25 protein-coding genes and 1 pseudogene are annotated in these 21,391 nt (G+C 73.3%); 8 read left to right on the top strand and 18 right to left on the bottom strand.

Going from position 1 to position 21,391, the window contains the following annotated elements; all coding sequences use genetic code 11:
• Nucleotides 1-112: 112 nt before the first annotated feature.
• Nucleotides 113-511 (bottom strand): roadblock/LC7 domain-containing protein, encoded by a 399-nt coding sequence (locus AB4039_RS01540; RefSeq protein WP_042809302.1) that lies wholly within the window; start codon nt 509-511, stop codon nt 113-115.
• A 106-nt stretch (nt 512-617) separates the two neighbouring features.
• Between AB4039_RS01540 and AB4039_RS01545 the strand changes: the two genes are divergently transcribed.
• Nucleotides 618-1,046 (top strand): PPOX class F420-dependent oxidoreductase, encoded by a 429-nt coding sequence (locus tag AB4039_RS01545; protein ID WP_266837266.1) that lies wholly within the window; start codon nt 618-620, stop codon nt 1,044-1,046.
• 2 nt (nt 1,047-1,048) lie between these two features.
• On the opposite strand, the gene AB4039_RS01550 is transcribed toward AB4039_RS01545, so the two are convergent.
• Genes AB4039_RS01550 through AB4039_RS01570 form a run of 5 tightly spaced genes read right to left on the bottom strand, consistent with a single transcriptional unit; the run spans nt 1,049 to nt 6,154 of the window.
• Nucleotides 1,049-1,693, bottom strand: coding sequence for a GTP-binding protein (locus AB4039_RS01550; RefSeq protein ID WP_371679955.1), 645 nt, complete (start codon nt 1,691-1,693; stop codon nt 1,049-1,051).
• The gene (locus AB4039_RS01555) at nt 1,693-2,073 is read right to left on the bottom strand and encodes a DUF742 domain-containing protein (protein ID WP_266837270.1); all 381 of its coding nucleotides are present in this window, start codon (nt 2,071-2,073) and stop codon (nt 1,693-1,695) included. The genes AB4039_RS01550 and AB4039_RS01555 overlap by 1 nt, the downstream gene beginning before the upstream one ends.
• Before the next feature lie 17 nt (nt 2,074-2,090).
• Nucleotides 2,091-2,609 (bottom strand): roadblock/LC7 domain-containing protein, encoded by a 519-nt coding sequence (locus AB4039_RS01560; protein WP_266837272.1) that lies wholly within the window; start codon nt 2,607-2,609, stop codon nt 2,091-2,093.
• A complete protein-coding gene (locus AB4039_RS01565) occupies nt 2,609-5,272 on the bottom strand; it encodes a sensor histidine kinase (RefSeq protein ID WP_442269790.1) in 2,664 nt (887 codons plus the stop codon). The genes AB4039_RS01560 and AB4039_RS01565 overlap by 1 nt, the downstream gene beginning before the upstream one ends.
• 60 nt (nt 5,273-5,332) lie before the next feature.
• Complete coding sequence (locus AB4039_RS01570; protein ID WP_442269791.1) at nt 5,333-6,154, bottom strand: MHYT domain-containing protein; 822 nt, start codon at nt 6,152-6,154, stop codon at nt 5,333-5,335.
• A gap of 160 nt (nt 6,155-6,314) precedes the next feature.
• Between AB4039_RS01570 and AB4039_RS01575 the strand changes: the two genes are divergently transcribed.
• Nucleotides 6,315-6,923, top strand: coding sequence for a class I SAM-dependent methyltransferase (locus AB4039_RS01575; protein WP_442269792.1), 609 nt, complete (start codon nt 6,315-6,317; stop codon nt 6,921-6,923).
• Nucleotides 6,924-6,977: 54 nt separating this feature from the next.
• Here AB4039_RS01575 and AB4039_RS01580 read toward each other — a convergent pair whose 3' ends face one another.
• A complete protein-coding gene (locus AB4039_RS01580; protein WP_442269793.1) occupies nt 6,978-7,892 on the bottom strand; it encodes an oxygenase MpaB family protein in 915 nt (304 codons plus the stop codon).
• A 134-nt stretch (nt 7,893-8,026) separates the two neighbouring features.
• Between AB4039_RS01580 and AB4039_RS01585 the strand changes: the two genes are divergently transcribed.
• Entirely contained in the window at nt 8,027-8,815 is a 789-nt protein-coding gene (locus AB4039_RS01585) for a hypothetical protein (protein WP_266837280.1), read from the top strand.
• Nucleotides 8,816-8,966: 151 nt separating this feature from the next.
• Here the strand turns inward: AB4039_RS01585 and AB4039_RS01590 are convergent, their stop codons facing one another.
• Nucleotides 8,967-9,512 carry an MOSC domain-containing protein gene (locus AB4039_RS01590; protein ID WP_442269794.1) on the bottom strand — a complete coding sequence of 182 codons (546 nt, stop codon included), beginning with the start codon at nt 9,510-9,512 and terminating at the stop codon, nt 8,967-8,969.
• 23 nt (nt 9,513-9,535) lie between these two features.
• Nucleotides 9,536-9,718 (bottom strand): hypothetical protein, encoded by a 183-nt coding sequence (locus AB4039_RS01595; protein ID WP_030232626.1) that lies wholly within the window; start codon nt 9,716-9,718, stop codon nt 9,536-9,538.
• 250 nt (nt 9,719-9,968) lie between these two features.
• Between AB4039_RS01595 and AB4039_RS01600 the strand changes: the two genes are divergently transcribed.
• Nucleotides 9,969-11,279 (top strand): GAF domain-containing protein, encoded by a 1,311-nt coding sequence (locus tag AB4039_RS01600; protein ID WP_266837285.1) that lies wholly within the window; start codon nt 9,969-9,971, stop codon nt 11,277-11,279.
• 56 nt (nt 11,280-11,335) lie between these two features.
• On the top strand, nt 11,336-12,859 hold the full coding sequence (gene exaC / locus AB4039_RS01605; RefSeq protein ID WP_266837287.1) for an acetaldehyde dehydrogenase ExaC: 1,524 nt from the start codon (nt 11,336-11,338) through the stop codon (nt 12,857-12,859).
• Between the two features lie 304 nt (nt 12,860-13,163).
• Here exaC and AB4039_RS01610 read toward each other — a convergent pair whose 3' ends face one another.
• The 3 genes from AB4039_RS01610 to AB4039_RS01620 all read right to left on the bottom strand — a co-directional run bounded on the left by AB4039_RS01610 (nt 13,164) and on the right by AB4039_RS01620 (nt 14,451).
• Nucleotides 13,164-13,514 carry a hypothetical protein gene (locus AB4039_RS01610; RefSeq protein ID WP_442269795.1) on the bottom strand — a complete coding sequence of 117 codons (351 nt, stop codon included), beginning with the start codon at nt 13,512-13,514 and terminating at the stop codon, nt 13,164-13,166.
• Nucleotides 13,514-13,825 (bottom strand): MBL fold metallo-hydrolase, encoded by a 312-nt coding sequence (locus tag AB4039_RS01615; protein ID WP_442269796.1) that lies wholly within the window; start codon nt 13,823-13,825, stop codon nt 13,514-13,516. Before AB4039_RS01615 ends, AB4039_RS01610 begins: the two co-directional genes overlap by 1 nt.
• Before the next feature lie 110 nt (nt 13,826-13,935).
• The gene (locus tag AB4039_RS01620) at nt 13,936-14,451 is read right to left on the bottom strand and encodes a DUF2306 domain-containing protein (protein ID WP_442269797.1); all 516 of its coding nucleotides are present in this window, start codon (nt 14,449-14,451) and stop codon (nt 13,936-13,938) included.
• Between the two features lie 70 nt (nt 14,452-14,521).
• Here AB4039_RS01620 and AB4039_RS01625 point away from each other — a divergent pair, with 70 nt between their 5' ends.
• Nucleotides 14,522-14,662 carry a hypothetical protein gene (locus tag AB4039_RS01625; RefSeq protein ID WP_442269798.1) on the top strand — a complete coding sequence of 47 codons (141 nt, stop codon included), beginning with the start codon at nt 14,522-14,524 and terminating at the stop codon, nt 14,660-14,662.
• Nucleotides 14,663-14,678: 16 nt separating this feature from the next.
• Here the strand turns inward: AB4039_RS01625 and AB4039_RS01630 are convergent, their stop codons facing one another.
• The 5 genes from AB4039_RS01630 to AB4039_RS01650 form a co-directional block, all read right to left on the bottom strand.
• Nucleotides 14,679-15,284, bottom strand: a complete 606-nt coding sequence (locus AB4039_RS01630; RefSeq protein ID WP_442269799.1) for a TetR/AcrR family transcriptional regulator — start codon at nt 15,282-15,284, stop codon at nt 14,679-14,681.
• Nucleotides 15,285-15,482: 198 nt separating this feature from the next.
• Nucleotides 15,483-16,331, bottom strand: coding sequence for an NmrA family NAD(P)-binding protein (locus AB4039_RS01635; protein WP_266837293.1), 849 nt, complete (start codon nt 16,329-16,331; stop codon nt 15,483-15,485).
• Nucleotides 16,328-16,741 (bottom strand): nuclear transport factor 2 family protein, encoded by a 414-nt coding sequence (locus AB4039_RS01640; RefSeq protein WP_442269800.1) that lies wholly within the window; start codon nt 16,739-16,741, stop codon nt 16,328-16,330. Before AB4039_RS01640 ends, AB4039_RS01635 begins: the two co-directional genes overlap by 4 nt.
• Before the next feature lie 559 nt (nt 16,742-17,300).
• Nucleotides 17,301-18,269, bottom strand: coding sequence for an SMP-30/gluconolactonase/LRE family protein (locus AB4039_RS01645; protein WP_442269801.1), 969 nt, complete (start codon nt 18,267-18,269; stop codon nt 17,301-17,303).
• A 191-nt stretch (nt 18,270-18,460) separates the two neighbouring features.
• A complete protein-coding gene (locus AB4039_RS01650) occupies nt 18,461-19,438 on the bottom strand; it encodes a helix-turn-helix domain-containing protein (RefSeq protein WP_442269802.1) in 978 nt (325 codons plus the stop codon).
• A 139-nt stretch (nt 19,439-19,577) separates the two neighbouring features.
• Here AB4039_RS01650 and AB4039_RS01655 point away from each other — a divergent pair, with 139 nt between their 5' ends.
• Nucleotides 19,578-20,123 (top strand): SRPBCC family protein, encoded by a 546-nt coding sequence (locus tag AB4039_RS01655; RefSeq protein ID WP_266837301.1) that lies wholly within the window; start codon nt 19,578-19,580, stop codon nt 20,121-20,123.
• 287 nt (nt 20,124-20,410) lie between these two features.
• Here the strand turns inward: AB4039_RS01655 and rpsR are convergent, their stop codons facing one another.
• A complete protein-coding gene (rpsR, locus tag AB4039_RS01660) occupies nt 20,411-20,647 on the bottom strand; it encodes a 30S ribosomal protein S18 (RefSeq protein ID WP_427705810.1) in 237 nt (78 codons plus the stop codon).
• A 159-nt stretch (nt 20,648-20,806) separates the two neighbouring features.
• On the opposite strand from rpsR, the pseudogene AB4039_RS01665 reads away from it, so the two are divergent.
• Nucleotides 20,807-21,121, top strand: a pseudogene (locus AB4039_RS01665) (GTP-binding protein); the annotation flags it as partial.
• Between the last annotated feature and the right edge of the window lie 270 nt (nt 21,122-21,391).

Raw genomic sequence — 21,391 nt, forward strand, 5'->3', positions numbered from 1 at the left:
CCTTCATCACGGTCCTCCCCCACGAGTGCCGATCACTCTGTGTGAAGACCGTAACTCGGTGCGACGAACCCGCGCGAGGCCTGTGGATAACTCCGCCCCAGGCGGCCGCCGGTCAGCCCCCGGTGATCCGCCGCTCCGCGACCCCCAGGTGCTCCCCGACCCGGTTGACCAGCAGCGTCATCTCATAAGCCACCTGGACGATGTCCGCCTCGGCCGCGCTCAGCGCGCACAGGGAACTGCCCGAACCCGCCGCGACGACGAACAGGAAGCCCTCGTCGTACTCGACCATGGTCTGGCGCACCTCCCCCGCCCTGAAGTGCCGCCCCGACCCCTTCGCCAGGCTCTGCAGCCCCGCCGCGACCGCCGCGAGGTGCTCGGCGTCCTCGCGGGCCAGCCCGGCGCTCGCGGCCGTCACCAGTCCGTCGTTGGACAGCACCACCGCGTGGCGGACCTGCGGGACCCTGCGCGTCAGATCGTCGAGCAGCCAGTCGAGCTGCTTGTCCAGTGCCATTTCCAGCCCCTCCCCGTTGACGCGGCCGACGTGGCCGCGCCCCACCCCGCTTGGTCGTGCCGCAAGCCTTCCCCACCAGCCCCTTTCCGGCAAGGAGGATGGACCCATGGCACAGAAGATGACTCAAGAGGAATGGCGTGCGTTCGTCTCGCACTCCACCCGCACCGGAAAGCTGTCCACGGTCCGCGAGGACGGAAGCCCGCACATCGCTCCCATCTGGTTCGTTCTCGACGGTGACGCCTTCGTCTTCAACACAGGCAAGAACACCGTCAAGGGGCGGAATCTGGCCCGGGACGGCCGGGTCGCCCTCTGTGTGGACGACGACCGGCCGCCCTTCTCCTACGTCGTGCTCCAGGGGCGCGCCGAGATCAGCGAGAACCTGGAGGAGATGCTCCCCTGGGCGACGCGGATCGGCTCCCGCTACATGGGCGAGGACCGCGGCGAGGCCTTCGGCCGCCGCAACGCCGTCCCCGGCGAACTCCTCGTCCGCGTACCCATCGACAAGGTGATCGCGACGGCCGGCATCGCCGACTGACGTCACACGGGATCGGCCTGCGGCCCGACCGAATCGAGCAGCCGGGCGGTGTGCACCCGCCCGGCGTACTCGACGAGCCTGATCAGCACTTCCTTTCCCGAGTCCTTGTCGCGGGCGTCGCAGAGCACCACCGGTGTCCCCTGCTCCAGGTCGAGGGCCCGCGCCACGTCGTTGGCCCCGTAACGCCGTGCGTCGGTGAAGCAGTTGACGGCCACCACGAACGGGATCCGCCGGTGCTCGAAGTAGTCCACGGCCGGGAAGCAGTCCTCCAGCCGCCGGGTGTCGGCGAGGACCACCGCGCCCAGCGCGCCCAGCGCGAGCTCGTCCCACAGGAACCAGAACCGGTCCTGCCCCGGCGTCCCGAACAGGTACAGGGACAGGCCGGACCGGATCGTGATCCGTCCGAAGTCCATGGCCACGGTGGTCGTGGTCTTCTGGTCGACCCCGCCGGTGTCGTCGACCCGCTCGCCGGCCTCGCTCAGCAGCTCTTCGGTCCGCAGCGGCCTGATCTCGCTGACCGCGCCCACCAGCGTGGTCTTGCCGACGCCGAAGCCCCCCGCCACGAGGATCTTCAGGGCGAGCGCGGCCAGTTCCTCGTCCGTCGCGGAACCTCCCCGCCCCGCCGGTCCGTTGTCGTGCAGTCCCATCACAGCGCTCGCAATCCCTCGATGACTTCCCGCAGAATCCGCATCTCCGGCAGCCGGGCGGGCGGCACCGGACGGCTGACCTTGACGTGCCCCGCCTCCAACAGGTCACCGAGCAGTACCCGCACCACCCCCACGGGCAGGTCCGCGTCGGCGGCGAGTTCGGCCACCGACTGGGTCTCGTCGCGGCAGCGCCCCAGCAACGCCCGGTGCTCCGGGCCGAGCAGCGCCTCCTCCCCCGTTCCCTCGGCCGCCGGGTCCACCACGACCAGCGCGATGAGGTCGAAACGCACGCCGTGGGGCCCCGGCTTCGTGCGCCCGCCGGTCATGGCGTACGGGCGCACGAGCGGGCCCGCCTCGGCGTCGTACCACTGGTCGTCCATGCGCCGGACCGCCGCCCTCACCCTGCGGCCGGCGGGCGGACCGCGAACCGGGGCGGGGCGTACAGGTGCTCGCCGACCCGCTTGACCAGCCGGGCCATCTCGTAGGCGATCAATCCGATGTCGGCGCCGGCCGCGCTGAGGACGGCCAGGCAGGAGCCGTCGCCCGCGGCCGCGACGAAGAGGTAGCCCTCGTCCATCTCCACCATCGTCTGGCGCACGCCCCCGGTGCGGAAGTGCCGGCCCGCGCCCTTGGCCAGGCTGTGGAACCCGGAGGCCACGGCGGCGAGGTGCTCGGCGTCCTCCCGGCTCAGCGCGCTGGAGGAGCCCACGGCCAGGCCGTCGTTGGACAGGACGACGGCGTGCCGGACCTCTCGGACCCGCGTCACCAGGTCGTCCAGCAGCCAGTCCAGCTCGCCGGACCGGCTCACCGGGTCGGCGTCGATGCCGTGGCCGATCCCGTGGCCGATCCCGCGGCCGGCCGTTCCCCGGACGGTCCCGTAGCCGGTTCCGTGGCCCGTCCCGTGGTGTTCGATCATCACACTTCTCCTTCGCTGCCCGCGTGGGGGCCGCCGTTCGGGTTGGAGGTCTCCCGGGTGCCGCGCGCCCAGCCCGCCCGGAAGGCGGCCATCCGGTCCCGGGCCTGTTCGGGGCTGCGCTCCGGGGGCTCCTCGGCGGTCCCGGCGCCAGGGGCCTGGGCGCCGGACGCCTCGCGCAGCTGCGGGACCAGGCTGGCCTGCCTTACCCGGCGGGGCAGTCCGGTGACCGGCGCGGCGGTGAGAGCGGGGGCGGGCACGGGTCCCGGGGCGGGGGCGGACACCGGGTGCGTACGGGTGCCCGTGCCACCGGGGCCGCGCGGCCGGAGGGGGGCGACCGGAGCGGGGCGCGACCCCTGCGGTCCGGGGGCGCCGGGCGCGGCGGAGGCGGGGGCCGGGACGGAGGCTGTCGCCGGGACGGACGGCCGGCCGGGCGCCGGGACGCCGCGCACGGTCTCCCGTACGACACTCACGGCCGCGGGCCGCTCCGGCTGCCCCGCACCGGCCGGGGACGCGGGGCCGGGGTCGGGGGTGGTGGGGACAGAGGCGGGGCCGGGCTCGATCGCGCCCTGCAGCAGGGAGTTGGGCAGCAGCACGACCGCGGTCGTGCCTCCGTAGGGCGACGGCCGCAGGCGCACCCGCACCCCGTGGCGGGAGGAGAGCCGGCTGACCACGAACAGGCCGAGGCGGTCGCTGTCGAAGAGGTCGAGGTCCTCGGAGTGCTCGATTCGGCGGTTGGCGTCGGCCAGCGCCTCGCGGCCCATGCCGAGCCCCCGGTCCTCGACCTCCAGGACGTACCCGGCGCCGACGGGCTCGCCGCTGACCCGGACCTTGGTGTGCGGCGGGGAGAACTGGGTGGCGTTCTCGACGAGTTCGGCGAGGAGGTGGGTGAGGTCGGCCACCGACGCGCCGACGACGGCGGCTTCCGCGAGGCCGCGGACCTCGACCCGCGGGTAGTCCTCGATCTCGGAGACGGCGGCGCGCACGACGTTCGTGAGCGGGACCGGCACGCGCCAGGCCCGGCCGGGAGCGGCGCCCGAGAGGATGATCAGGCTTTCCGCGTGGCGGCGCATCCGGGTGGTGAGGTGGTCGAGCCGGAAGAGGTCGTCGAGCTCGCCGGGGTCGTCGGCGCGCCGCTCCATGGAGTCCAGCAGGTTGAGCTGCTTGTGCACGAGGACCTGGCTGCGGCGGGCGAGGTTGACGAAGACCCCGCTCACCCCGCTGGCGAATTCGGCCCGTTCGACGGCGGCGCTCAGAGCCGCCCGGTGGACCGTGGACAGCGCGGTGCCGACCTGGGTGATCTCGTCCTCGGTGGTCCCTGCGGGCACGGGCCCGGCCTCGACGTCGGTGTCGATGTCCACGGCCCGGCCCGCGCGGAGCCGGTCCATGGCGTCCGGGAGCTTGCGGTGGGCGATCTCCAGGGCGGTGTTGCGCAGCGAGACCAGTTCGACGACCAGGGTGCGGCCGATGCGGACGGAGATGACCAGCGAGGCTGCGACGGCGGCCAGCCCCAGCAGTACCGCCGCCCCGGCGGGGCCGAGCAGGCCCTCGGCGAGCGGGTCGGCCCGGCCCGCGGACCCGGCAGCGGCGGCGGCCAGCCGGATGTCGCGCATGGAGCCGCTGACGCTCGTGTACGCGGCCTCCCACCCCGCGGGCACAGCGCGCGCCGCCTCGCGGGGGGCCTCCCGCTGCGCCGTCGCCCCGCCGGCGGGGGCGGCGGCCAGGGCCTTGTCCTCCGCACCCGTGAGCTCGGCGTAGAACGCGCTCTTCGCCACGGACTCCCAGGCGGCGCGCTGGGCCGTCGGCAGATCCGGGGCGGTGGCGGCGGTCAGTGTGCGGCGGTTCTCGATCACACCGGTCAGGCGGCGGAGCGCGTCGGGGGTGCGGGGTCCCGGCACGGCGAGCAGGACGTCCTCGCGGGAGAGCATCTCGCCGGCTCGGTCGAACTCCAGCAGGACGCGGCTGTCGGGGCCGGGTTCGGGGTCCTGACCGCCGGAGAGGGCGCCCTCGACGGCGAGGGCGGAGTCGGCGGCCTCGGTGTAGACCGCATACGCGCCGTCCGGGGTGGCGCGGCGCTCGGTGACGTCCTTGCGGGCCGCGCCGAGCCCTTCCGCGCGGGAGACGAAGGTGTCCAGTCGGGTGACCACGTCGCCGTGGTAGTCGCCGGAGTCGGCGACGGTGTGCCGGTTCCCGAGGCGGAGCCGCCGTACGGCGTCGTCCGTGCGCCGGGCCTGCTGTTCCAGGGCCGCCGCCTGGTCGGAGGCCGGATCGGCCAGGAAGCGGACGGCGGCCCGGCGTTCGGCCTGGAGCTCGGTCAGGGCGGCCGCGACTGGGGTGCGGATCTCGGCGTCGGCCTGCCGGACCCGGCTGAGCCGGGCGACGTCCTGGGCGGCGGCGACGGTGGCGAAGGCCCACAGGCCCAGCAGGGAGACGACCGGGACCATCAGCAGCGAGACGATCTTCGCCCGGACGGTGGCGGGGCGCAGGCGGATCCGGGGGCGCGCGGCGACGGGTGCGCTCCCGGCCCGGTCGAAACTCGGGGCCGGGACCGGGACCGGGACCGGTGGTTCCTCGGCGGGGGGACCGGCGTGCGCCCGGCGGCCGCGCGCCGGTGGCACGGGTGGCCGCGGAGCCGCTGCCTGCGGTCTTCTGCGGGATGTGCGCATGGGCTCCTCGTTCGGGGCGGTACGGGGCGGGGCCGGGACGGCGCCGGGACGGGCGGTCGTTCAGTGCGCGGCCACGGCGCCCTCGCCCGGTCGGCCGGGGACCGCGGGTCCGGGTGAGGGGACGGCGACGGCACCGGAAGCCGAGGCGGACGCGGCGCGTTCGTCGGCGGTCGGGGACAGCGCCACGAACGCGGCGGTGATGAAGAGGTAGGAGCCGAGCCCGACCGCGAGCGGGAAGATGAACTGCAGGGCGGTGGCTCCGGGCAGCGCCTGGTCCGAGGGAGTGACGCGGACGGAGACGGCCAGCATCCCGGTGTAGTGCATGCTGCTGACCGCGAGGCCCATCACCAGCGAGGCGACGGCCACGGCCGCCGGCGACTTGATGTCGAGGGCGGCCCAGAGGGCGGCGGTGGCGGCGACGACGGCGATGACGACGGAGAGCCCGACGGTGAGCGGGTCGTAGGCGACCCGGCCGTGCAGGCGCAGGGCCGCCATGCCGAGGTAGTGCATGCTCGCGACGCCGAGTCCGGTGGTCAGACCGCCGAGGACGAGGGACCGGCCGCGGGCCCTGCCGTAGCCGACGGCGAAGACCCCGGCGCCGACGACGAGCACCGCGACGAGCAGGCTGAGGATGGTCAGCGGCACGTTGTAGTGGATCTCGGTGCCGGTGACGTGGAAGCCGAGCATCGCGACGAAGTGCATCGTCCAGATGCCGGTGCCGATGGCCGAGGCCGCCGTGAGGAGCCAGTTGCGGCGGGAGGCCCCGGTGGCGGCGAGCGCGCGGACGGTGCAGCGCAGTCCGAGGGCGGCGCCGATCGATGCCATCACATATGACAGTGCGGGTGTCAGCCAGCCATAGGCGGCGTGGTCCAGGTGTCCCATGGCCACGGGACGCTAGTCCGGGTGAGGGCACGAACAGGGGAAGCATTTCGAAAGCCGCTGGAACTGCTGGAATATGACAGAGATACGTTCATCTCCGATCACACCACGTGCCAGCTTGCACACGGCCCGCAGGCGGGCGGCGGTACGGGATCATGGGGGCATGAGCCGTACGAACGAGGACCACACACACGTGCAGGAGTTCTTCGGGGCACGCGCCGCCGACTGGGACCGCAAGTTCCCCGAGGACGGGCCCGCCTTCACGGCCGCCGTGGGCGAGCTGGGCCTGGGCCCCGGCGACCGGGTGCTCGACGCGGGCTGCGGGACGGGCCGGGCCCTGACCCCGCTGCGCGCGGCCGTCGGCCCTTCCGGAACCGTGCTCGGCGTGGACCTCACCGAGCGGATGCTGGCCGCCGCGCGGGAGGCCGGGCGGGACGCCGACGGCACCCTGCTGCTCGCCGACGTGGCCCGGCTGCCGCTGCGCGACGGATCCCTCGACGCGGTGTTCGCGGCCGGGCTGATCGCGCACCTGCCCGACCCGGCGGCGAACCTGCGCGAGCTCGCCCGTGCGGTCCGCCCCGGCGGCCGCCTCGCGCTGTTTCACCCGATCGGGCGAGCGGCGCTCGCCGCCCGCCACGGTCGCGAGCTGGCCCCGGACGACCTGCGGGCGGAGCACAACCTCCGCCCGCTGCTGTCCGGTTCGGGCTGGGACATGACCTCGTACGCCGACGAGGACGCCCGCTTTCTGGTCCTGGCGGCCCGCCGCCCCTGAGCCCTTCGGACCCTACGTCGCCCCGCGCGCCGGGGCCGCCCCGGCGCCCGGCGGCTACGCGGGCGGCTGGGCTTCGGCTCCGGCCGGGCGGCGCGGATGCGGCACGGGGCAGCCGCCCGCGCCGGGCACGGGGAACGTACCGAGCTCGCCGACGTCGTAGCCGTCGGGGTAGCCCTTGATCTCCGGGTTCTGGCGGGCGTAGTGAGGGGCCCGGCGGGGCGGCAGGAGCCGCACCGCGCGGCCCCGAAGCCACAGCGCGCCCCGGACCAGGCGCCGGAGGCCGGGGCCCGGGGGCTCGTAGCGGAAGGCGCTCAGCAGCGGCTCGTCGAGGAGGGTGAGGCTCGCGCGGCGCACGGCGGGGGCGAGCGGTGCCGGGTACCAGGACGCCATGAGGTCGAGGGTGGAGTCGGCGACCTCCCGGCCCCCTTCGTCCCAGCCGAAGTGCGCCTGTTCGTAGGCGTTCAGGGTGGTCTCGAACTCCTCGTAGGAGCCCGGAACGTCCTTGATGCCCAGATGGCGGCCGAGGGTGGCGTAGTAGTTGGCGCAGGCCCGCCGCTCGTGGTGGGTCAGCGGGCGCCAGCCGTAGGCGTCGATCCAGCGGGCGGGGATCACGACGAACGTGCACAGGACGTAGCGCATGTCGTCGTCGGAGATGTCGTAGCTGCGGTGCATCTGATTGACGCGACGGATCGCGGTGCGCGCCGTGTCGCTGTCGAAGCCGTGCTCGACGACCGCGTCGAGGAGCAGCGCGGTGTCGTCGTAGCGCTTCTGGGCGCGCCGGGTGAATTCGGCCGTCTCGGCGAGCAGGCTGCCGATGGAGGGGACGGCGTAGGTGCGGAAGAGCGCGAGTTCCAGGGCGCGGGCGAAGTCCCACGGGAACTCATAGGTGGCGGTGAGCCGGTAGATGGCCAGGAAGTCCTTGTCGGGGTCGAGCCGGAGGATCTCCCTCAGCCGGTCGTAACGCTGCACCGGTGTCCCTTTCTGTGGCGGGTGCCCAACTCTACGTGCAGGTAGCGGGCTTGGAAATCGCCGCCCGTGGGCTCTCGACGCGCCTATTACCCGCTGGTTAAGGTGCGCCGACGAGAGAGCGATCGGGAGGCCACGTGTCCGCTGAGGAGGATGGGGGTTCGCTGTTCGTGCTGACCGCCGTACTGCTGACCCCCACGCAGTTCCCGACGGCGTTCGGCGACGATTTTCCGCAAGCCTGCGCCCTTCTGGGCGTGCCACCGGTCGCCGACGGGTACGGGCTGGTGCTCGGGCAGGACGCGGAGGGCGCGCGCTGGACGGTCGTCGTCGACGACGTTTCGCTCGTGGCCACCGCGATCGCCTCCTGGGACTGCGGCATGGAGTACGAGCTGTCGCCCGACGAGAACACGATCGTGCTCTCGCTGGCGGGCTGGCCGCTGGATCTGACGGTGGCGGCGCCGGGCATCCCGGAGCCGCACGATCCCGAGCAGGGCGCGGACGGCACCGGGCGGGTGCCGCTGGCCCCGCCGTCAGCGGAGTCGTGGGGCCCGGTGCAGCGGCGCATGGGCGCGGACCAGATAGCCCGGGAGTGGGCGGACTGGCGCGAGCGGGTCGCGACGGACGGCGGGGCCGCCGCCGCGGCGCACCCCGGGCTGGCGCGGGCGCTGCGGGAGGCCACGGGATACGCCCTGCAGGCGCCACCGCCGGGCCGTGTCAGGTCCGCCTTCGCCGGTGAGGGCGTGCGGACCATCCGGGCGGACGGACCCGGATGGTCCCTGGTGGCCCGGACCGACGACGCGGCCTTCGTCCTGCTGGACGAGGAGCCGGGCGAGGTCCTGACCGTCCCGCGCGCGGGCGACGCGGAACTGCCCGAACTCCCGGAGCTGCTGGCGGCCCTGGAGCGGGTGGCCACCCGGCCGTCCTGACGCCCCGCCGTGCGCCCGCGGGCGCACGCGGGCGCACGCCCTCCAGTCGCCCCGGAGCCCGGCCGCGAGTCGGCGCGTGCGGCGAAGGCCGCCCGCCGGCGGACCGGCGGCCCGCCGATGCCCTGCGTCGGCGCGGCCGGCCGACCGGGCCTCAGACGCGTTCGAGCGGAACGTGCGGGAGTTCCGGCAGGGTCACCGTGATGGCGTCGCCGGGGCGGATCGTGCCTCCCCGGTGGACCACGCCCATGATCCCGGCCTTGCGCACCACCCGGCCCTCCTCGTCCCGGCCGACGACCTGCTTGAGCAACCCGTCCTGGAAGGCGTTGATCTGCGGGCAGGGATTGCGCAGCCCGGTCACTTCGACCACCGCCTCCTCGCCGAGGCGCAGGAGGGTGCCCGTCGGCAGCGCGTGCAGGTCTATGCCCTCGGTGGTGACGTTCTCCCCGAGCTGGCCCGGTCCGACTCTGAATCCGGCCGCGGCCACCTCGTCGAACAGCTCCCGGTGGATCAGGTGCACCTGGCGCAGATTCGGCTGGGTCGGGTCGGCGGCCACCCGTGAACGGTGTTTGACCGTGACCCCCGCGTGCACGTCGCCCTCCACCCCCAGGCCCGCGAGCAGCGTGATGCTCTCCCGGTTGGGCTTGGTGAACGAGTACTCGGCGTTGCTGCTGACCGCCCTGATCCGTGCCTTGCTCATCGAAAACTCCCCCCCTGCGGCCTTCAGCGGCCGAGTTGCTTCCTGGACATGCCCCGCAGACGACGCTTCTGGGAGGAGTCCAGCAGGAGATACGCCACCACCGGGACCCCGATCAGGACCGCCAGTCCTGCCCAGAACCCGAGCAGGGAATACAGCACGATGGCTGCCACGACCGCGCCAACGGCGATCTTCGCGCCCTTCGACATCTGCGGACACCTCCTTCTTCCACGTCGACCACTACCTGTCACAACGCGCCACGGGGGCCRTGCGTTCCCGGCCACCCGGGCGGTCTTCGAAGCGACCCGGGTCGCGGCATCGCTCCGGCCCCCTCGAATCCCCCGCGCCACCCGGTTTCGGCGTGGTGTGGCCGACGTAGTGCTTGCCGGGGACCGGGAGCCGCACGACGATGKGGGCGCTCCGCGCACCCGCGGCGCCACGGCCCCTCGGGAGGGTGACATGGGCGGTCCGTCGTTGGCGCTGCCGGGCGGGGCCGATCCCGTCGAGCGCACGCGCGTCCTGCGGCGGGCCCACGAGGCCTTCACCCGGGACGGGCACGTCGAGCCGCCGGTCCGGGCGGTGATCGCGAAGTCCTGGCGGCGGTGCGCGCGGGCGCGGGTCAGCCCGGAGTGCGCGCCCCGGCTGGAGCTGGCCGGGGCGGACCTGCGGGACTACCGCGCGGCACACCCCCTGGCCCGGGTGATGCCCCTGTTCCGGGACCTCGTCGGGGCGTTCGCCGCGCACGGGGCCCATCTGCTCGCGGTGTGCGACGCGCGGGGCGCGCTGCTGTGGGTCGAGGGGGAACCGGCGACCCTGCGGCGGGCCGAGCGGCTGGGCTTCGTACCGGGGGCCCGCTGGGCGGAGACCGCGATGGGAACCAACGCACCCGGCACGGCGGTCGCGCTCGGGGAGCCCGTCCAGGTTTTCGGGGCCGAACACTTCAGCCGCCTCGTGCACCCCTGGACCTGCGCGGCGGCTCCGGTGCGCGATCCCTCCACCGGACGGGTGCTGGGGGCGGTCGACATCACCGGTGGCGACGGACTGGCCCATCCCCACTCGCTCGCCTTCGTACAGGCGGTGGCCCGGGCCGCCGAGGCCCAGCTGGCGCTGCTCGCGCCGCAGCCGGCCGACGCCGCCCGGGACAGCCTCGCGGCGCTCGGCCGCGACGAGGCCCTGCTGGTGCTCGGCGGCCGGCGGATCGTACTGGGCCGGCGGCACAGCGAGATCGTAGCGCTGCTCGCACAGCACCCCGAGGGCCTGTCGGGGGAGGAACTCGCCCACGCGCTGTACGAGAACGAGTCGGTCTCGGCGGTGACCCTGCGCGCGGAAGTGTCCCGGCTGCGCACGCTGCTGGGCGCCGGGAACCTGCTCTCCCGCCCCTACCGGACCGCCGCCCCCGTGGAGGCCGACTTCACCGCGGTCACCCGGCACCTGGCCGCCGGCGCGGTGTCGGCCGGCCTGTCCCGGTACGCGGGCCCCCTGCTGCCGGCCTCCGGCGCGCCGGGCATCGTACGGCTGCGGCGGCGCATCGAGGACCAGGCGCGGGCGGCGGTGATCGCCCGCGCGGACACGGGGCTGCTGACCGACTGGGTGTGCAGTGCGTGGGGAGCGGAGGACCCGGAGGTGTGGCGGGCGCTGGCGGCGGCCCTGCCGCCGGAGGGCCGGCCGGCCGCGCTGGCCCGCGTACGGGCCCTGGACGCGGAGTTGGGCGGCGGCCCGCAGCGGATGCCCCGGCGGTACGCAACGTATCCGCAACCCGCCCGCTCCTAGCCTCCTCCCCGAGCGCCGTCCGACGGTGGCCGGCGCCCGGCAAGGGGAGGAACACCATGGCCCGTTACGCTGCGCCCGGTACCGAGGGCGCGCTGATGACGTACGCGTCCCGCTACGACCACTTCATCGGCGGCGAGTACGTCGAACCGGCCCGGGGCCGGTACTTCGAGAACCCCTCCCCCGTGAACGGCCGGCCCTTCACCGAGATCGCGCGCGGCACGGCGGAGGACGTGGAGCGGGCCCTGGACGCGGCGCACGCGGCCGCCCCCGCCTGGGGCCGCACCTCGGTCGCCGACCGGTCCACGGTCCTGCTGCGCATCGCGGACCGCATGGAGCAGAACCTGGAGGCCCTCGCGGTCGCGGAGACGTGGGAGAACGGCAAGCCGGTCCGCGAGACCCTCGCCGCGGACATACCCCTCGCGATCGACCAGTTCCGCTACTTCGCGGGCGCGCTGCGCGCCCAGGAGGGGGCGCTGAGCCAGCTCGACGACGACACGGTGGCCTATCACTTCCACGAGCCGCTGGGCGTGGTCGCCCAGATCATCCCGTGGAACTTCCCCGTCCTGATGGCCGTGTGGAAAATCGCCCCGGCGCTCGCGGCCGGCAACACGGTGGTGCTCAAGCCGGCCGAGCAGACGCCGGCTTCGGTGCACTACTGGCTGAGCCTGGTGTCCGACCTGCTGCCGCCGGGCGTGGTGAACGTCGTCAACGGCTTCGGCGAGGAGGCGGGCAAGCCGCTCGCGTCGAGCCCGCGCGTGGCGAAGGTGGCCTTCACCGGGGAGACCTCGACCGGGCGTCTGATCATGCAGTACGCGGCCGAGCACCTGAAGCCGGTCACCCTGGAGCTCGGCGGCAAGAGTCCGAACCTGTTCTTCGACGACATCTGGACGACGGACGACGACCTGCGCGACAAGGCCCTGGAGGGCTTCACGATGTTCGCGCTGAACCAGGGCGAGGTCTGCACCAGCCCGTCGCGCGCCCTGATCGAGCGCGGCCGGTACGGAGATTTCCTGGACGCGGCGGTCGCCCGTACGGAGCTGATCGTGCCGGGTCATCCCCTGGACACGGACACGATGATCGGTGCGCAGGCCTCGGCGGAACAGCTGAGGAAGGTCCTGTCGTACGTGGAGATCGGCCAGCGGGAGGGCGCGAAGGTCCTCACGGGCGGCGGGCGCATCGACCACGGCGGTGACCTGGCGGGCGGCTTCTACGTCCAGCCGACCATCTTCGAGGGGGACAACCGGATGCGGATCTTCCAGGAGGAGATCTTCGGCCCGGTGGTGTCGGTGACGTCCTTCCAGGACTTCGACGACGCCGTGCGCATCGCCAACGACACGTCCTACGGCCTGGGGGCCGGCGTCTGGACCCGCGACATCAACACGGCCTACCGCGCCGGCCGCGCGATCCAGGCGGGCCGCGTCTGGACGAACTGCTACCACGCCTACCCGGCCCACGCCGCTTTCGGAGGAGTGAAGCAGTCGGGCATCGGCCGAGAGACGCACAAGATGATGCTGGACCACTACCAGTCGACCAAGAACCTGCTGGTCAGCTACTCGCCGAAGAAGCTCGGTCTGTTCTGAACAATCGCAGCGATGGCCGTGACGGAACAGCCCGCCCCGACCAGCACCCTCCGCTCGACCCGTTTCCGTACGACGGATCCGCGCCTCGCACAGACTGCGAGGCGTAGTGGACGATGCCCTGGCCGGTGACCCGAGCAAGGCAGAAGGCAGGCAAGGCGGCACGTGGCCGCGAGTCCATCGGTCGATTCGGCCGCTCGGTCGCTGTCGTGGAGGAGGCCGGGCGGCGGGACGCTGGGGACAGCCGGCCACAGGACGGTGACGGCGTGCCCCGCCCGGTTCACAGGTACGGGCGGGGCAGCGGGGGTCAGCGGGCCTGGAGTGCGGCGACGGATGGTGCCGTGAGGTGGCCGCCGTGGCCGACGTACACCGTGGTCGGAGCGTGGCTCGCGATGACGCGCATGCTGTGGGCGGCGGCGTCGGGATCGGTGGCGAACATCGGCTTGCGGGCGGTCCGGGCCCGCATGACGCCGGCGGAGAGGGCGTCGCCGGCCACGATGCTGTTGTCGGGGAGCAGGACGCAGACGGATCCGGGGGTGGGGCCGGGGGTCGAGAGGGACCGGCCGATTCCGCCGTGGCGGGCCAGGTCTTCCTCGTCTCCGAGGATGATGTCGGGCTCGATGGCGGGGATCTCGGCCTTGGCGAGCATGACCTTCATCAGGCGCGGCACCAGGCTGGTGGGCTGCAGTCGACGCGACCGCCGCGGCGGAGCTGGTCGGCGTCGTCCCGGTGGATGGCGATGGGCGCGCCGGTGGCCTCGCGCAGGGTCAGTGCCGAGCCGCTGTGGTCGGCGTGGTGGTGGGTGAGCAGGATGAGACTGACGTCGGTGGGGCGCAGGCCCGCGTCGGCGATCTGCCGGAGCATCGCGGGGGCCCGTCCGGCAACGCCGGTGTCCACGATCATCGCCCTGCTCCCGGCGGTGACGAGGAAGGCGGACGAGGCGAGGTTCTTGACGGTGTAGACGGTCATGGCTTCTCCCGGAGAGGTGACGTGGTCGGCGTACGGCGGCAGGTGGGGCCGGGTCGGAATCCGGCGCGGTACGGCGCCGCGCCCTCGGCCCGTTCGGTCGTGCAGCGGGTTCACCCAGCGAGGTGCGGTGCCGGCAGGCCCCGGCGGCGGATCATCCACTCGGCGATGACGAGGTTGGGCAGCCAGCACAGGAAGGGCAGCGGGGCGTACGCCTGCGCGAGAACGGCGGGGAACGGGTCTGCCCCTTGGGCGAACGGAACCTGGGCGAGGACGAGCACGCCGAACCAGGCCCGCAGGGTGACCGCCGTATAGGTGAGCGCGAAGTTCCGGATCATCCAGGCCTGGTGGCCGGGCAGGTCGCGTTCACGGATGGCGCGGTAGCCGCGCCAGGCCGTCCAGCCCCACAGCCCCGCAAGTGAACCGAAGCCGCAGAAGCCGAGCAGGCCCACCGAGCTGAACATCGACATCACGAGCGCGGAGACCGCGCCGAGCGCGACGCTGACCAGGTACGCGCGGCCGACGCCGCGGTGGACGCGCGGACGGCGGCTGCGCAGTCGCTTGGAGAACTGCCACGGGCCCAGCGCCGACGACAGCCCGGCGAAGCCGATGTGCAGGTAGAAGGCCACGTGGATCGGCAGTGCGCGGGCGGCCTAGTCGTCCACGAGCCCGACGTGCTGGTGTGCCAGGGAGTCGAGCGTGCCTGCGCGTACTGGCCCACGAAGTAGCCTGCACGGCCTGGCCGTGCTGAGCCTGCGCCAACCCGACCAGAGGTTCGGCATGGGCGAGCGCGCGGAGGATCTCGCCGCCGGCACCCTGTCCGCGATCTCCGGACTGTAGCCGGGCAGCGGCCTGTTCATGCCACGGTATGGCCGTCGCCCGGTGGGGGGTTGGGGCCGAGAACGTTTTCGACGTGGGCTGCGAGTGAGGCCCGCAGTTGTTCGGGGGGCATCTTCCGGTCGTCGATCAGGTGTGTGACGAGGTCGGCGCGGATGGCGGCCAGCAGTGCGTGGGCGGTGAAGTCCGCGTCGCGGACGCCGGGTAGGAGATCCAGCACCCCGCGCAGGGTGTCGTGCCAGCGGCCGTAGTGCTCGGCCTGGTAAGGGCTGCTGAGCCCGGCGTCCTCCGCGGCCGCCATCAGGTTCCGGTTCTTGATCTTGAAGAGGAGTGCGGCGTCGAGGAGGTCCAGCACCTGCTGTCGCGGAGAGGAGCCGGCCGCGTCCTGAGACTGCCGTACGGCCTGCTGCAGGGGTTCGATGCGGGAGGCGATCACGGCGGCGATCAGGCCGGCGCGGTCGCCGAATCGGCGGAAGAGGGTGCCCTTGCCCACCCCGGCCGCCGCGGCGATGTCGTCCATCGACACGCTGTGGGGGCTGCTGCTGGCGGCGAACAGCGTGTCGGCGGCAGCGAGGACGGCCTCCCGGTTGCGCTGGGCGTCCGCCCGCTCCGTCCGCTGGGTCACGGATACTCCTTGGTCGTCGTCCTGTCCGGGGCGTGCGCGCGACGGGTGGGAGCATGTCGTCGAGCCAGTCGAAGATACGCGCTGTCGCGAGGCGGAGGGCGCCCGGCTGGCAGCGGAAGGCGCGCGGTCAGGGCACCGACAGCTCGAAGACGCCGTCGAGGGTGGTCTCGAACCGGAATGCCGGGTCGTCGTGGAACATCAGCTGCTTGACCGCAGCTCCCGCTCGGCGAAGGCGTGCAGCGTGCCCGGGGGGCGGCCGGTGAGGCGCTGGACGGTGTCGGTGGTGCGGTCCTCCGCGCCCTCTGCGATGGCGCGGTCCATGCCGGCCAGCATGGTGGCGAACTCCAGCGGGATCTCGGCCGCCCAGCGGTCGCGCAGCTGCTCGAAGGTCAGCTGCCGGTGCGCGACGGGTCGGGCGGTGACCTCGGTGATGATCGCGGCGACCTCGTCGTAGCTCAGTGCCTGCGGCCCGGTGAGGAGCAGATCGGCGTTGGGGGCCTGGTCGTCGGTCAGGGCGCGTACGGCGACGGCGGCGATGTCGGACGCATCGACGAACCCGACACGACCGTCACCTGAGGCCGTCCGGATGGCGCCCTCTTCCCGGATGCTGCGTGCGTGCGGGGTGTGGCCGGCGAAGTTCTGCATGAACCAGGACGGACGCAGCACCGCCCACTCCTCGAACAGCCCTGGCAGCGCCTCATGGACCTGCCCCACCGCCGGACCGCCCGCAGGGATCGCGGAGGAGCTGAGCAGCACCGCGCGGCGGACGCCGCCCGCGCGGGCCTTACGGAGGAAGGGCAGCATCACCGCGGCCGGGTCGGAGGAACCGATGGGCGGCACGAGGTAGACGCGGTCGACGCCGGCCAGGGCATCGTCCCAGGTCGCGGGCTCGTTCCAGTCGAAGCGCACGGCCTGCGCGCCGTCGACCGGGGTGGCCCTGCGGCTGGCGGCCTTGACCCTGTGGCCTTCGGCGTTCAGTTGGGCGGTGACGCGGCGGCCGGTGGTTCCGGTGGCACCGATGACCAAGGTTGCGCTGATGGGCTTCATCGGTCCACTCCCACGAAGTCGGCGCCGGGCTGCGACACGGCGAGGGGGTTCCAGTAGTCGCGGTAGGAGGTGATGAGCCCGTCCTTGACCGTGACCACGGCGATATAGGTCATGTCGAAGGGGCTGTCGCTCTCCACCAGGCGGCCGACCCCGCGCATCTCGACCACGATCGTCTCGGGGGCGGTGGTCTGGTGGATCCGCACGTCGGGGAAGTCGTGGAGGTCCACGTGGTCGGGGTAGTGGCGCATGTACGCGCCGACCGCGGTCTTGCCCTCCAGCTTTCCGGGCCAGCCCTCGGGCGCGAAGGGGAATTCGAGGACACCATCCTCGTCCCACAGTTCCACCCAGCCAGGGATGTCCTTCTCCAGCAGCAGTTGCAGGCCGTGGCGGTACAGATCCGCAGCCGTCATGGACATGTTCATGATCGAGGCTTCCGTTCCGATCGAAGGGCGTGGCAAACCGAATCGGACCGACAGTCCGCATACGCGAAAACATACGGACTGTCGGTCCGTTTAGCAATCCCCGGGCCTTGCTGAAGCGCTGCGCTGCGGGCGCGGGCGGGTGGGCGGGGTGGCGGTTCCGGCGGGACGGGTGCCGGTGGAGACGGCACCGGCCGAACTCCGCGTCGGGGACGAGGCCGTCACCGGCGGTCGCCTGGTCGCGATCACCGACCTGCGCTCGGGACGCCGGCGCCCGTAGGTGGGGTGGCCGGGCAGGGAAGCCAGCGTCAGGCGGTCGAACACGAAGGGCGTTTCCATGACGTGGCTCGCGCCGAGTTGCCCGCTGAGTGCGTCGGAGCGCCACGCGAATGCGTAGCGGTAGGTCCGCCCGGATGCGGCGGCGGCGTGTGCGGCAGCCATCCGCCGGGTGCCGGCCGTGAACAGGCGCCGCCGAGGATCAGGGTGGGCAGTCCGGCGGGGCCGCCCGGGTGTCTTGCCCGGTAGGCCCCGCCGAACTGCGCGGGGGGCCTTACTTGGTCATGCGGGCGAGCAGCATGTTGGGGTCCTTGGCGGTGAGGTAGGCGGCGCTCATCACGTAGACGCGCGTTCCGCTCAGGGCGATGGAGGTGGGGTTCTGCAGGCCGTCGGCCCCGCTCAGCACGATGCTGTGGCTGCCGTCGGGCTGGACGAGCGCGACCTGGCTGGAGCGGTTGAGAGCGGCCAGCAGCTGCTCGCCGCGGCCGGTGAAGGCGAAGTCGTCGATCCCCGGCAGCCCGGTGGCTTCGGTGCGGACCCGGCCGGCACGCCCGTCTCGCTGGACGGGGATGCGCAGTACGGTGCCCTTGTCGAGGTTGGTGGCCCACAGCTCACCGTTGCGGAACTTCAGGCCGTTGGCGCCGAGGAAACCGGCCGGAGCCAGTTCGGGCGCGGTGGACCAGGCGACGGGGGTGCCGCCCCGGGTGGGCACGCGCCAGATGGTGCCCCGTACGGAGTCGGTGACGTACAGGGTGCGGGTGCGCGCGTCCAGGGCCAGGCCGTTGGGCAGGCCGTCCGCCGGGAGCGCGGCGATGCGCTGCGGCCGGCCGCCGGGCCGCAGGCGCCACAGGCCGGTCAGGTCGGGGGTGCCCGTCGCGTACAGGAAGTACAGGGTGGCGTCGGGGGCACGGACGATGCCGGTGGTGAGCGCGAAGCCCAGGACCGGGGTGTGGACGCCGCCGTCGGCGGGAGCGGGCAGGGTGGCCAGGACCTGCGTGCTGCCGCCCGGGGTGACCTTGGCGACCTGCCGGCCGGCCGCGAAGGTGACGTACGCGTCGCCTCCCGGTGCGAGGGCGATGTTCTCCGGTGTCCGGCCCTGGGCCGGGTCGAAGTGCACGGAGATCCGGGCGCCGCTCAGCGGCGGAGCGTAGGCCGACGCCTGGGCCGGGCCGAGCGCGACACCGGCCGCGGTGGCCAGGGCGGCCATCATGACGACGGACCGGGAGAGGTTCTTCTTGACCATGGTTCCTTCACTCGATTTCGGGCATGCGGAAGCGGCATGCCGACGCGCACAGGGAGGCGGGGGTGCCGGCCGAGTCCGAATGGGCACAAGGCCGCTCCCGGCGGCGGCCGGTGGTCGGCCTGCCGGGGAGAGACGGGCGGGCGTCGAGGGCCCGGTGAGGTGGTGAGGCGGTGAGGTGGTGGTGCGCGGGGTCAGCCGGCTGTCGCCGGGGGGCCGGACCGGCCCGGAACGGCCGGTCCGGCCTCCCCCGAGGCGGTCCCGCCCGTGGCCGCGGTGACTTGCCGCGCCGTACGGGATCCGGAGCCCAGGACCGTGGCTTCGGCGGTGGCCTGCGCCAGCAAGGTCACCGCGGCACGAGAGGGTGAACCTTCCTCCGTGGTGGCCACGACGACGTTGGGCCCCGGCCCATGGCTCAGGGTCTGTTGGATGACGGTGAGCGCGCCGACCAGCGGGTGCCGCATCTCATAGGATGCGGCGGTGCACGCCCTGACCCGGTGGTCGGCCCACATCGTGGCGAACTCCCGGCTCCGCGAGCTGAGTTCACCCACCAGGGCGTGCAGCATCGCGTCCTCGGGGTGACGGCCGGCCACCAGCCGCAGGTTGCCCACCACCGCCCTGGCCTTGCCCGGCCAGTCCGCGTACAGCGCACGGGTGTGGCTGTCGAGGAACACCAGGCGGGCCATGTTGGGAGGCTGCGCCGCCGCCTGCGGGGCGCCGAAGTCCAGATGCCCCGCGAACAGGGCGTGTCCCAGGCGGTTCCACGCCAGCACGTCACCGCGCAGGCCGAGCACGATCGCCGGTACGTCCGTCAGGACGTCCAGCAACTGGCGTGTCGCCTCGCTCACGCGCTCCGGCGCGGGCCGCCGGGCCCGGTGCCGGGGCCGGTCCCTGTCGACCTCGGCCAGGTCGTGCAGGTGGCGGCGCTCGAACTCGTCCAGCCGCAGGGCCCGGGCGATCGCGTCCAGCACCTCCGGTGAGGCGCTCTGCGACTGCCCCTGCTCCAGCCGCGTGTAGTAGGAGGAGCTCACCCCCGCCAGCAGAGCCAGCTCCTCGCGCCGGAGCCCCGGCACCCGCCGGCGCTCGTTGTAGGTGGGCAGGTGGAGGTCCTCGGGACGCAGTTGGGAACGCCGCGTCTGCAAGAACTCCCCTAGCTGCGATTTCCGGTTCATGGCTCCGAGTATCAGTCGTCCCGCGAACAGTCAGCCTGCCCCAGCTGTGGGTAGCCAGGAGCGGGTCTGGTCCCCACGGCGCGACGACCGGTCCCATGGACACGGCCGGTCCGGCCGCCCCACCCACCAGGAGGACACCGTGAGCTCCACGCCCGGCGCACCCGCCCCCCACACTGCCTTCGAGACCCTCGACCCGGCCGCCTACGCGTTCACCAGACGGGCCTGGGTCGACGCCCCGCCCGCCCGGGTGTACGAACTGGTTGCCGACGTTTCCGCGATCAGCCGCTGGAGCCCCAACGCGACCCGCGCCGACTACGACCACGGCGCCGGCCCCCGGCCCGGCGCGTGGTTCAGCGGCCACAACCGCAAGGACGACAAGGAGTGGACCACCCGCTCCCAGGTCGTACGCGCCGACCCGGCGCACGCGTTCGGCTTCGTCGTCGGCGGCGCCGAGGAGGGCATCGTCGGATGGGACTGGACCTTCCGGCCCCGCGGACGCGGCACGATCGTCCAGCAGTCCTGGCGACTCCTGCGCCTCGACCCGGTCCTGGGCACCACCCACACCGACCTGGACGCCCTGCGCGCCTACATGGCGGACAGCGCGGAAGCCACCCTGGCCTCCCTGGCCCAATGGATCGCCGAGGGCCACAAGCCATCGACGGTGGTCCCCGACACCCACGCCTGACGAGTCCGGATGTGAGGGGCAGACACGAGCAAGTCCCCCTGCCGGAAGCGGCCCACCACAGAAGCTGGTGCCAGAACCCGAGCAGATCGCCCGGGAGCCTCCTCGGGGACGCCTTCCCGCCGCTGCGGCGAAGACGGCCGGGCCGGCCCCGGGCGGCCCCGATGAGCTCGAAGCCGTGCCGCACAGCAGGACGGGGGCGCCGCCTCCGGACGACGTCGCCGTACACGTTCGTCGAAGCGACCCAGGGGACCGGCTGACGGTGTCCCGGGTGATGAGCCCAGGTGCCGTCAGCGGCCGGCGTACGGCAGTAGCGCCATCTCCCGCGCGTTCTTGATGGCCGTGGCGAGGGCACGCTGCTGCTGGGCCGTCACTCGGGTGACGCGCCGGCTGCGGATCTTCCCTCGGTCGGAGATGAACTTCCGCAGCAGGTCGGTGTCCTTGTAGTCGATGTAGGTGATCTCGGCCGCGTCGAGCGGGTTGGGCCGGGACTTCACGGGCTTGCCGGGGTGCGGGCGTCGGGCCATGGGGCAGCTTCTCCTTGCAGGAACGATTCGGTTACGGCCTCGCCGGGCCGTGATCAGGTGGGTGCGGGTGTCAGGCGGCGTCGAGGAGGGAGTCGAAGGCGGCGGGCAGGTGCTTCCAGGCTTCGCGCCCCGACCCGTACTCCGCGTCCGTCAGCAGGCAGGAGTCGAGGAGCCCCGGGCTGGGTCAAGGAGCTCAACGGCGACCACGTCCCGGAGACCGAGGAGTACGGCATCTCCTCACTGGTGTTCCGCGCCGACGCTGCCTTCCACCCCGGCAGGCTGTGGACGTTCGTCACCAAGGGCCTCGACAGCGGCACCTTCGGGCGAATCCTGCGCTCCAAGGGCTTCTTCTGGCTCGCCAGCCGCCCCCGGGTGACCGGCCTGTGGTCCCAGGCCGGCGCGGTGGCCCGGTTCGGGCCCTCGGGGGCCCGCGGCCCGGACACCGCCCAGGGCCAGGAACTGGTCTTCATCGGCAGACTTCGGGCTGGGCGGTGGTCGCAGCCACGGCACCGTCCAGCCCGGCCCCGCCCGGGGCCGATGGCTCCTCGGCACGTTCGTCAAGCCGGTGTGGAGAGCGGCTGCCTCACCGGGACGCAGCACGACGCCCGGTCGATGGAACCCGGACCCTGTCGGCTGCGTCCAAGCGTCGACCGGGCTGCTCCGGCAGGTGACCGTGGTAGTCGGCTGAGGGGCGCGGGCGGCGTCGCACAGGCGGACGGGCCCGGACCGATGCCTGCGGTCCGG

Origin of the sequence: Streptomyces sp. M-16 (genome assembly GCF_052114405.1) — a bacterium.
Lineage (GTDB): Bacteria > Actinomycetota > Actinomycetes > Streptomycetales > Streptomycetaceae > Streptomyces.

Bases quoted from the DNA above. Each gene is read 5' to 3' on its own strand.
- AB4039_RS01540 (WP_042809302.1), bottom strand. From the start codon at position 511: ATGGCACTGGACAAGCAGCTCGACTGGCTGCTCGACGATCTGACGCGC.
- AB4039_RS01545 (WP_266837266.1), top strand. From the start codon at position 618: ATGGCACAGAAGATGACTCAAGAGGAATGGCGTGCGTTCGTCTCGCAC.
- AB4039_RS01550 (WP_371679955.1), bottom strand. From the start codon at position 1,693: ATGGGACTGCACGACAACGGACCGGCGGGGCGGGGAGGTTCCGCGACG.
- AB4039_RS01555 (WP_266837270.1), bottom strand. From the start codon at position 2,073: ATGGACGACCAGTGGTACGACGCCGAGGCGGGCCCGCTCGTGCGCCCG.
- AB4039_RS01560 (WP_266837272.1), bottom strand. From the start codon at position 2,609: ATGATCGAACACCACGGGACGGGCCACGGAACCGGCTACGGGACCGTC.
- AB4039_RS01565 (WP_442269790.1), bottom strand. From the start codon at position 5,272: ATGCGCACATCCCGCAGAAGACCGCAGGCAGCGGCTCCGCGGCCACCC.
- AB4039_RS01570 (WP_442269791.1), bottom strand. From the start codon at position 6,154: ATGGGACACCTGGACCACGCCGCCTATGGCTGGCTGACACCCGCACTG.
- AB4039_RS01575 (WP_442269792.1), top strand. From the start codon at position 6,315: ATGAGCCGTACGAACGAGGACCACACACACGTGCAGGAGTTCTTCGGG.
- AB4039_RS01590 (WP_442269794.1), bottom strand. From the start codon at position 9,512: ATGAGCAAGGCACGGATCAGGGCGGTCAGCAGCAACGCCGAGTACTCG.
- AB4039_RS01595 (WP_030232626.1), bottom strand. From the start codon at position 9,718: ATGTCGAAGGGCGCGAAGATCGCCGTTGGCGCGGTCGTGGCAGCCATC.
- AB4039_RS01600 (WP_266837285.1), top strand. From the start codon at position 9,969: ATGGGCGGTCCGTCGTTGGCGCTGCCGGGCGGGGCCGATCCCGTCGAG.
- exaC (WP_266837287.1), top strand. From the start codon at position 11,336: ATGGCCCGTTACGCTGCGCCCGGTACCGAGGGCGCGCTGATGACGTAC.
- AB4039_RS01610 (WP_442269795.1), bottom strand. From the start codon at position 13,514: ATGAAGGTCATGCTCGCCAAGGCCGAGATCCCCGCCATCGAGCCCGAC.
- AB4039_RS01615 (WP_442269796.1), bottom strand. From the start codon at position 13,825: ATGACCGTCTACACCGTCAAGAACCTCGCCTCGTCCGCCTTCCTCGTC.
- AB4039_RS01635 (WP_266837293.1), bottom strand. From the start codon at position 16,331: ATGAAGCCCATCAGCGCAACCTTGGTCATCGGTGCCACCGGAACCACC.
- AB4039_RS01640 (WP_442269800.1), bottom strand. From the start codon at position 16,741: ATGACGGCTGCGGATCTGTACCGCCACGGCCTGCAACTGCTGCTGGAG.
- AB4039_RS01645 (WP_442269801.1), bottom strand. From the start codon at position 18,269: ATGGTCAAGAAGAACCTCTCCCGGTCCGTCGTCATGATGGCCGCCCTG.
- AB4039_RS01650 (WP_442269802.1), bottom strand. From the start codon at position 19,438: ATGAACCGGAAATCGCAGCTAGGGGAGTTCTTGCAGACGCGGCGTTCC.
- rpsR (WP_427705810.1), bottom strand. From the start codon at position 20,647: ATGGCCCGACGCCCGCACCCCGGCAAGCCCGTGAAGTCCCGGCCCAAC.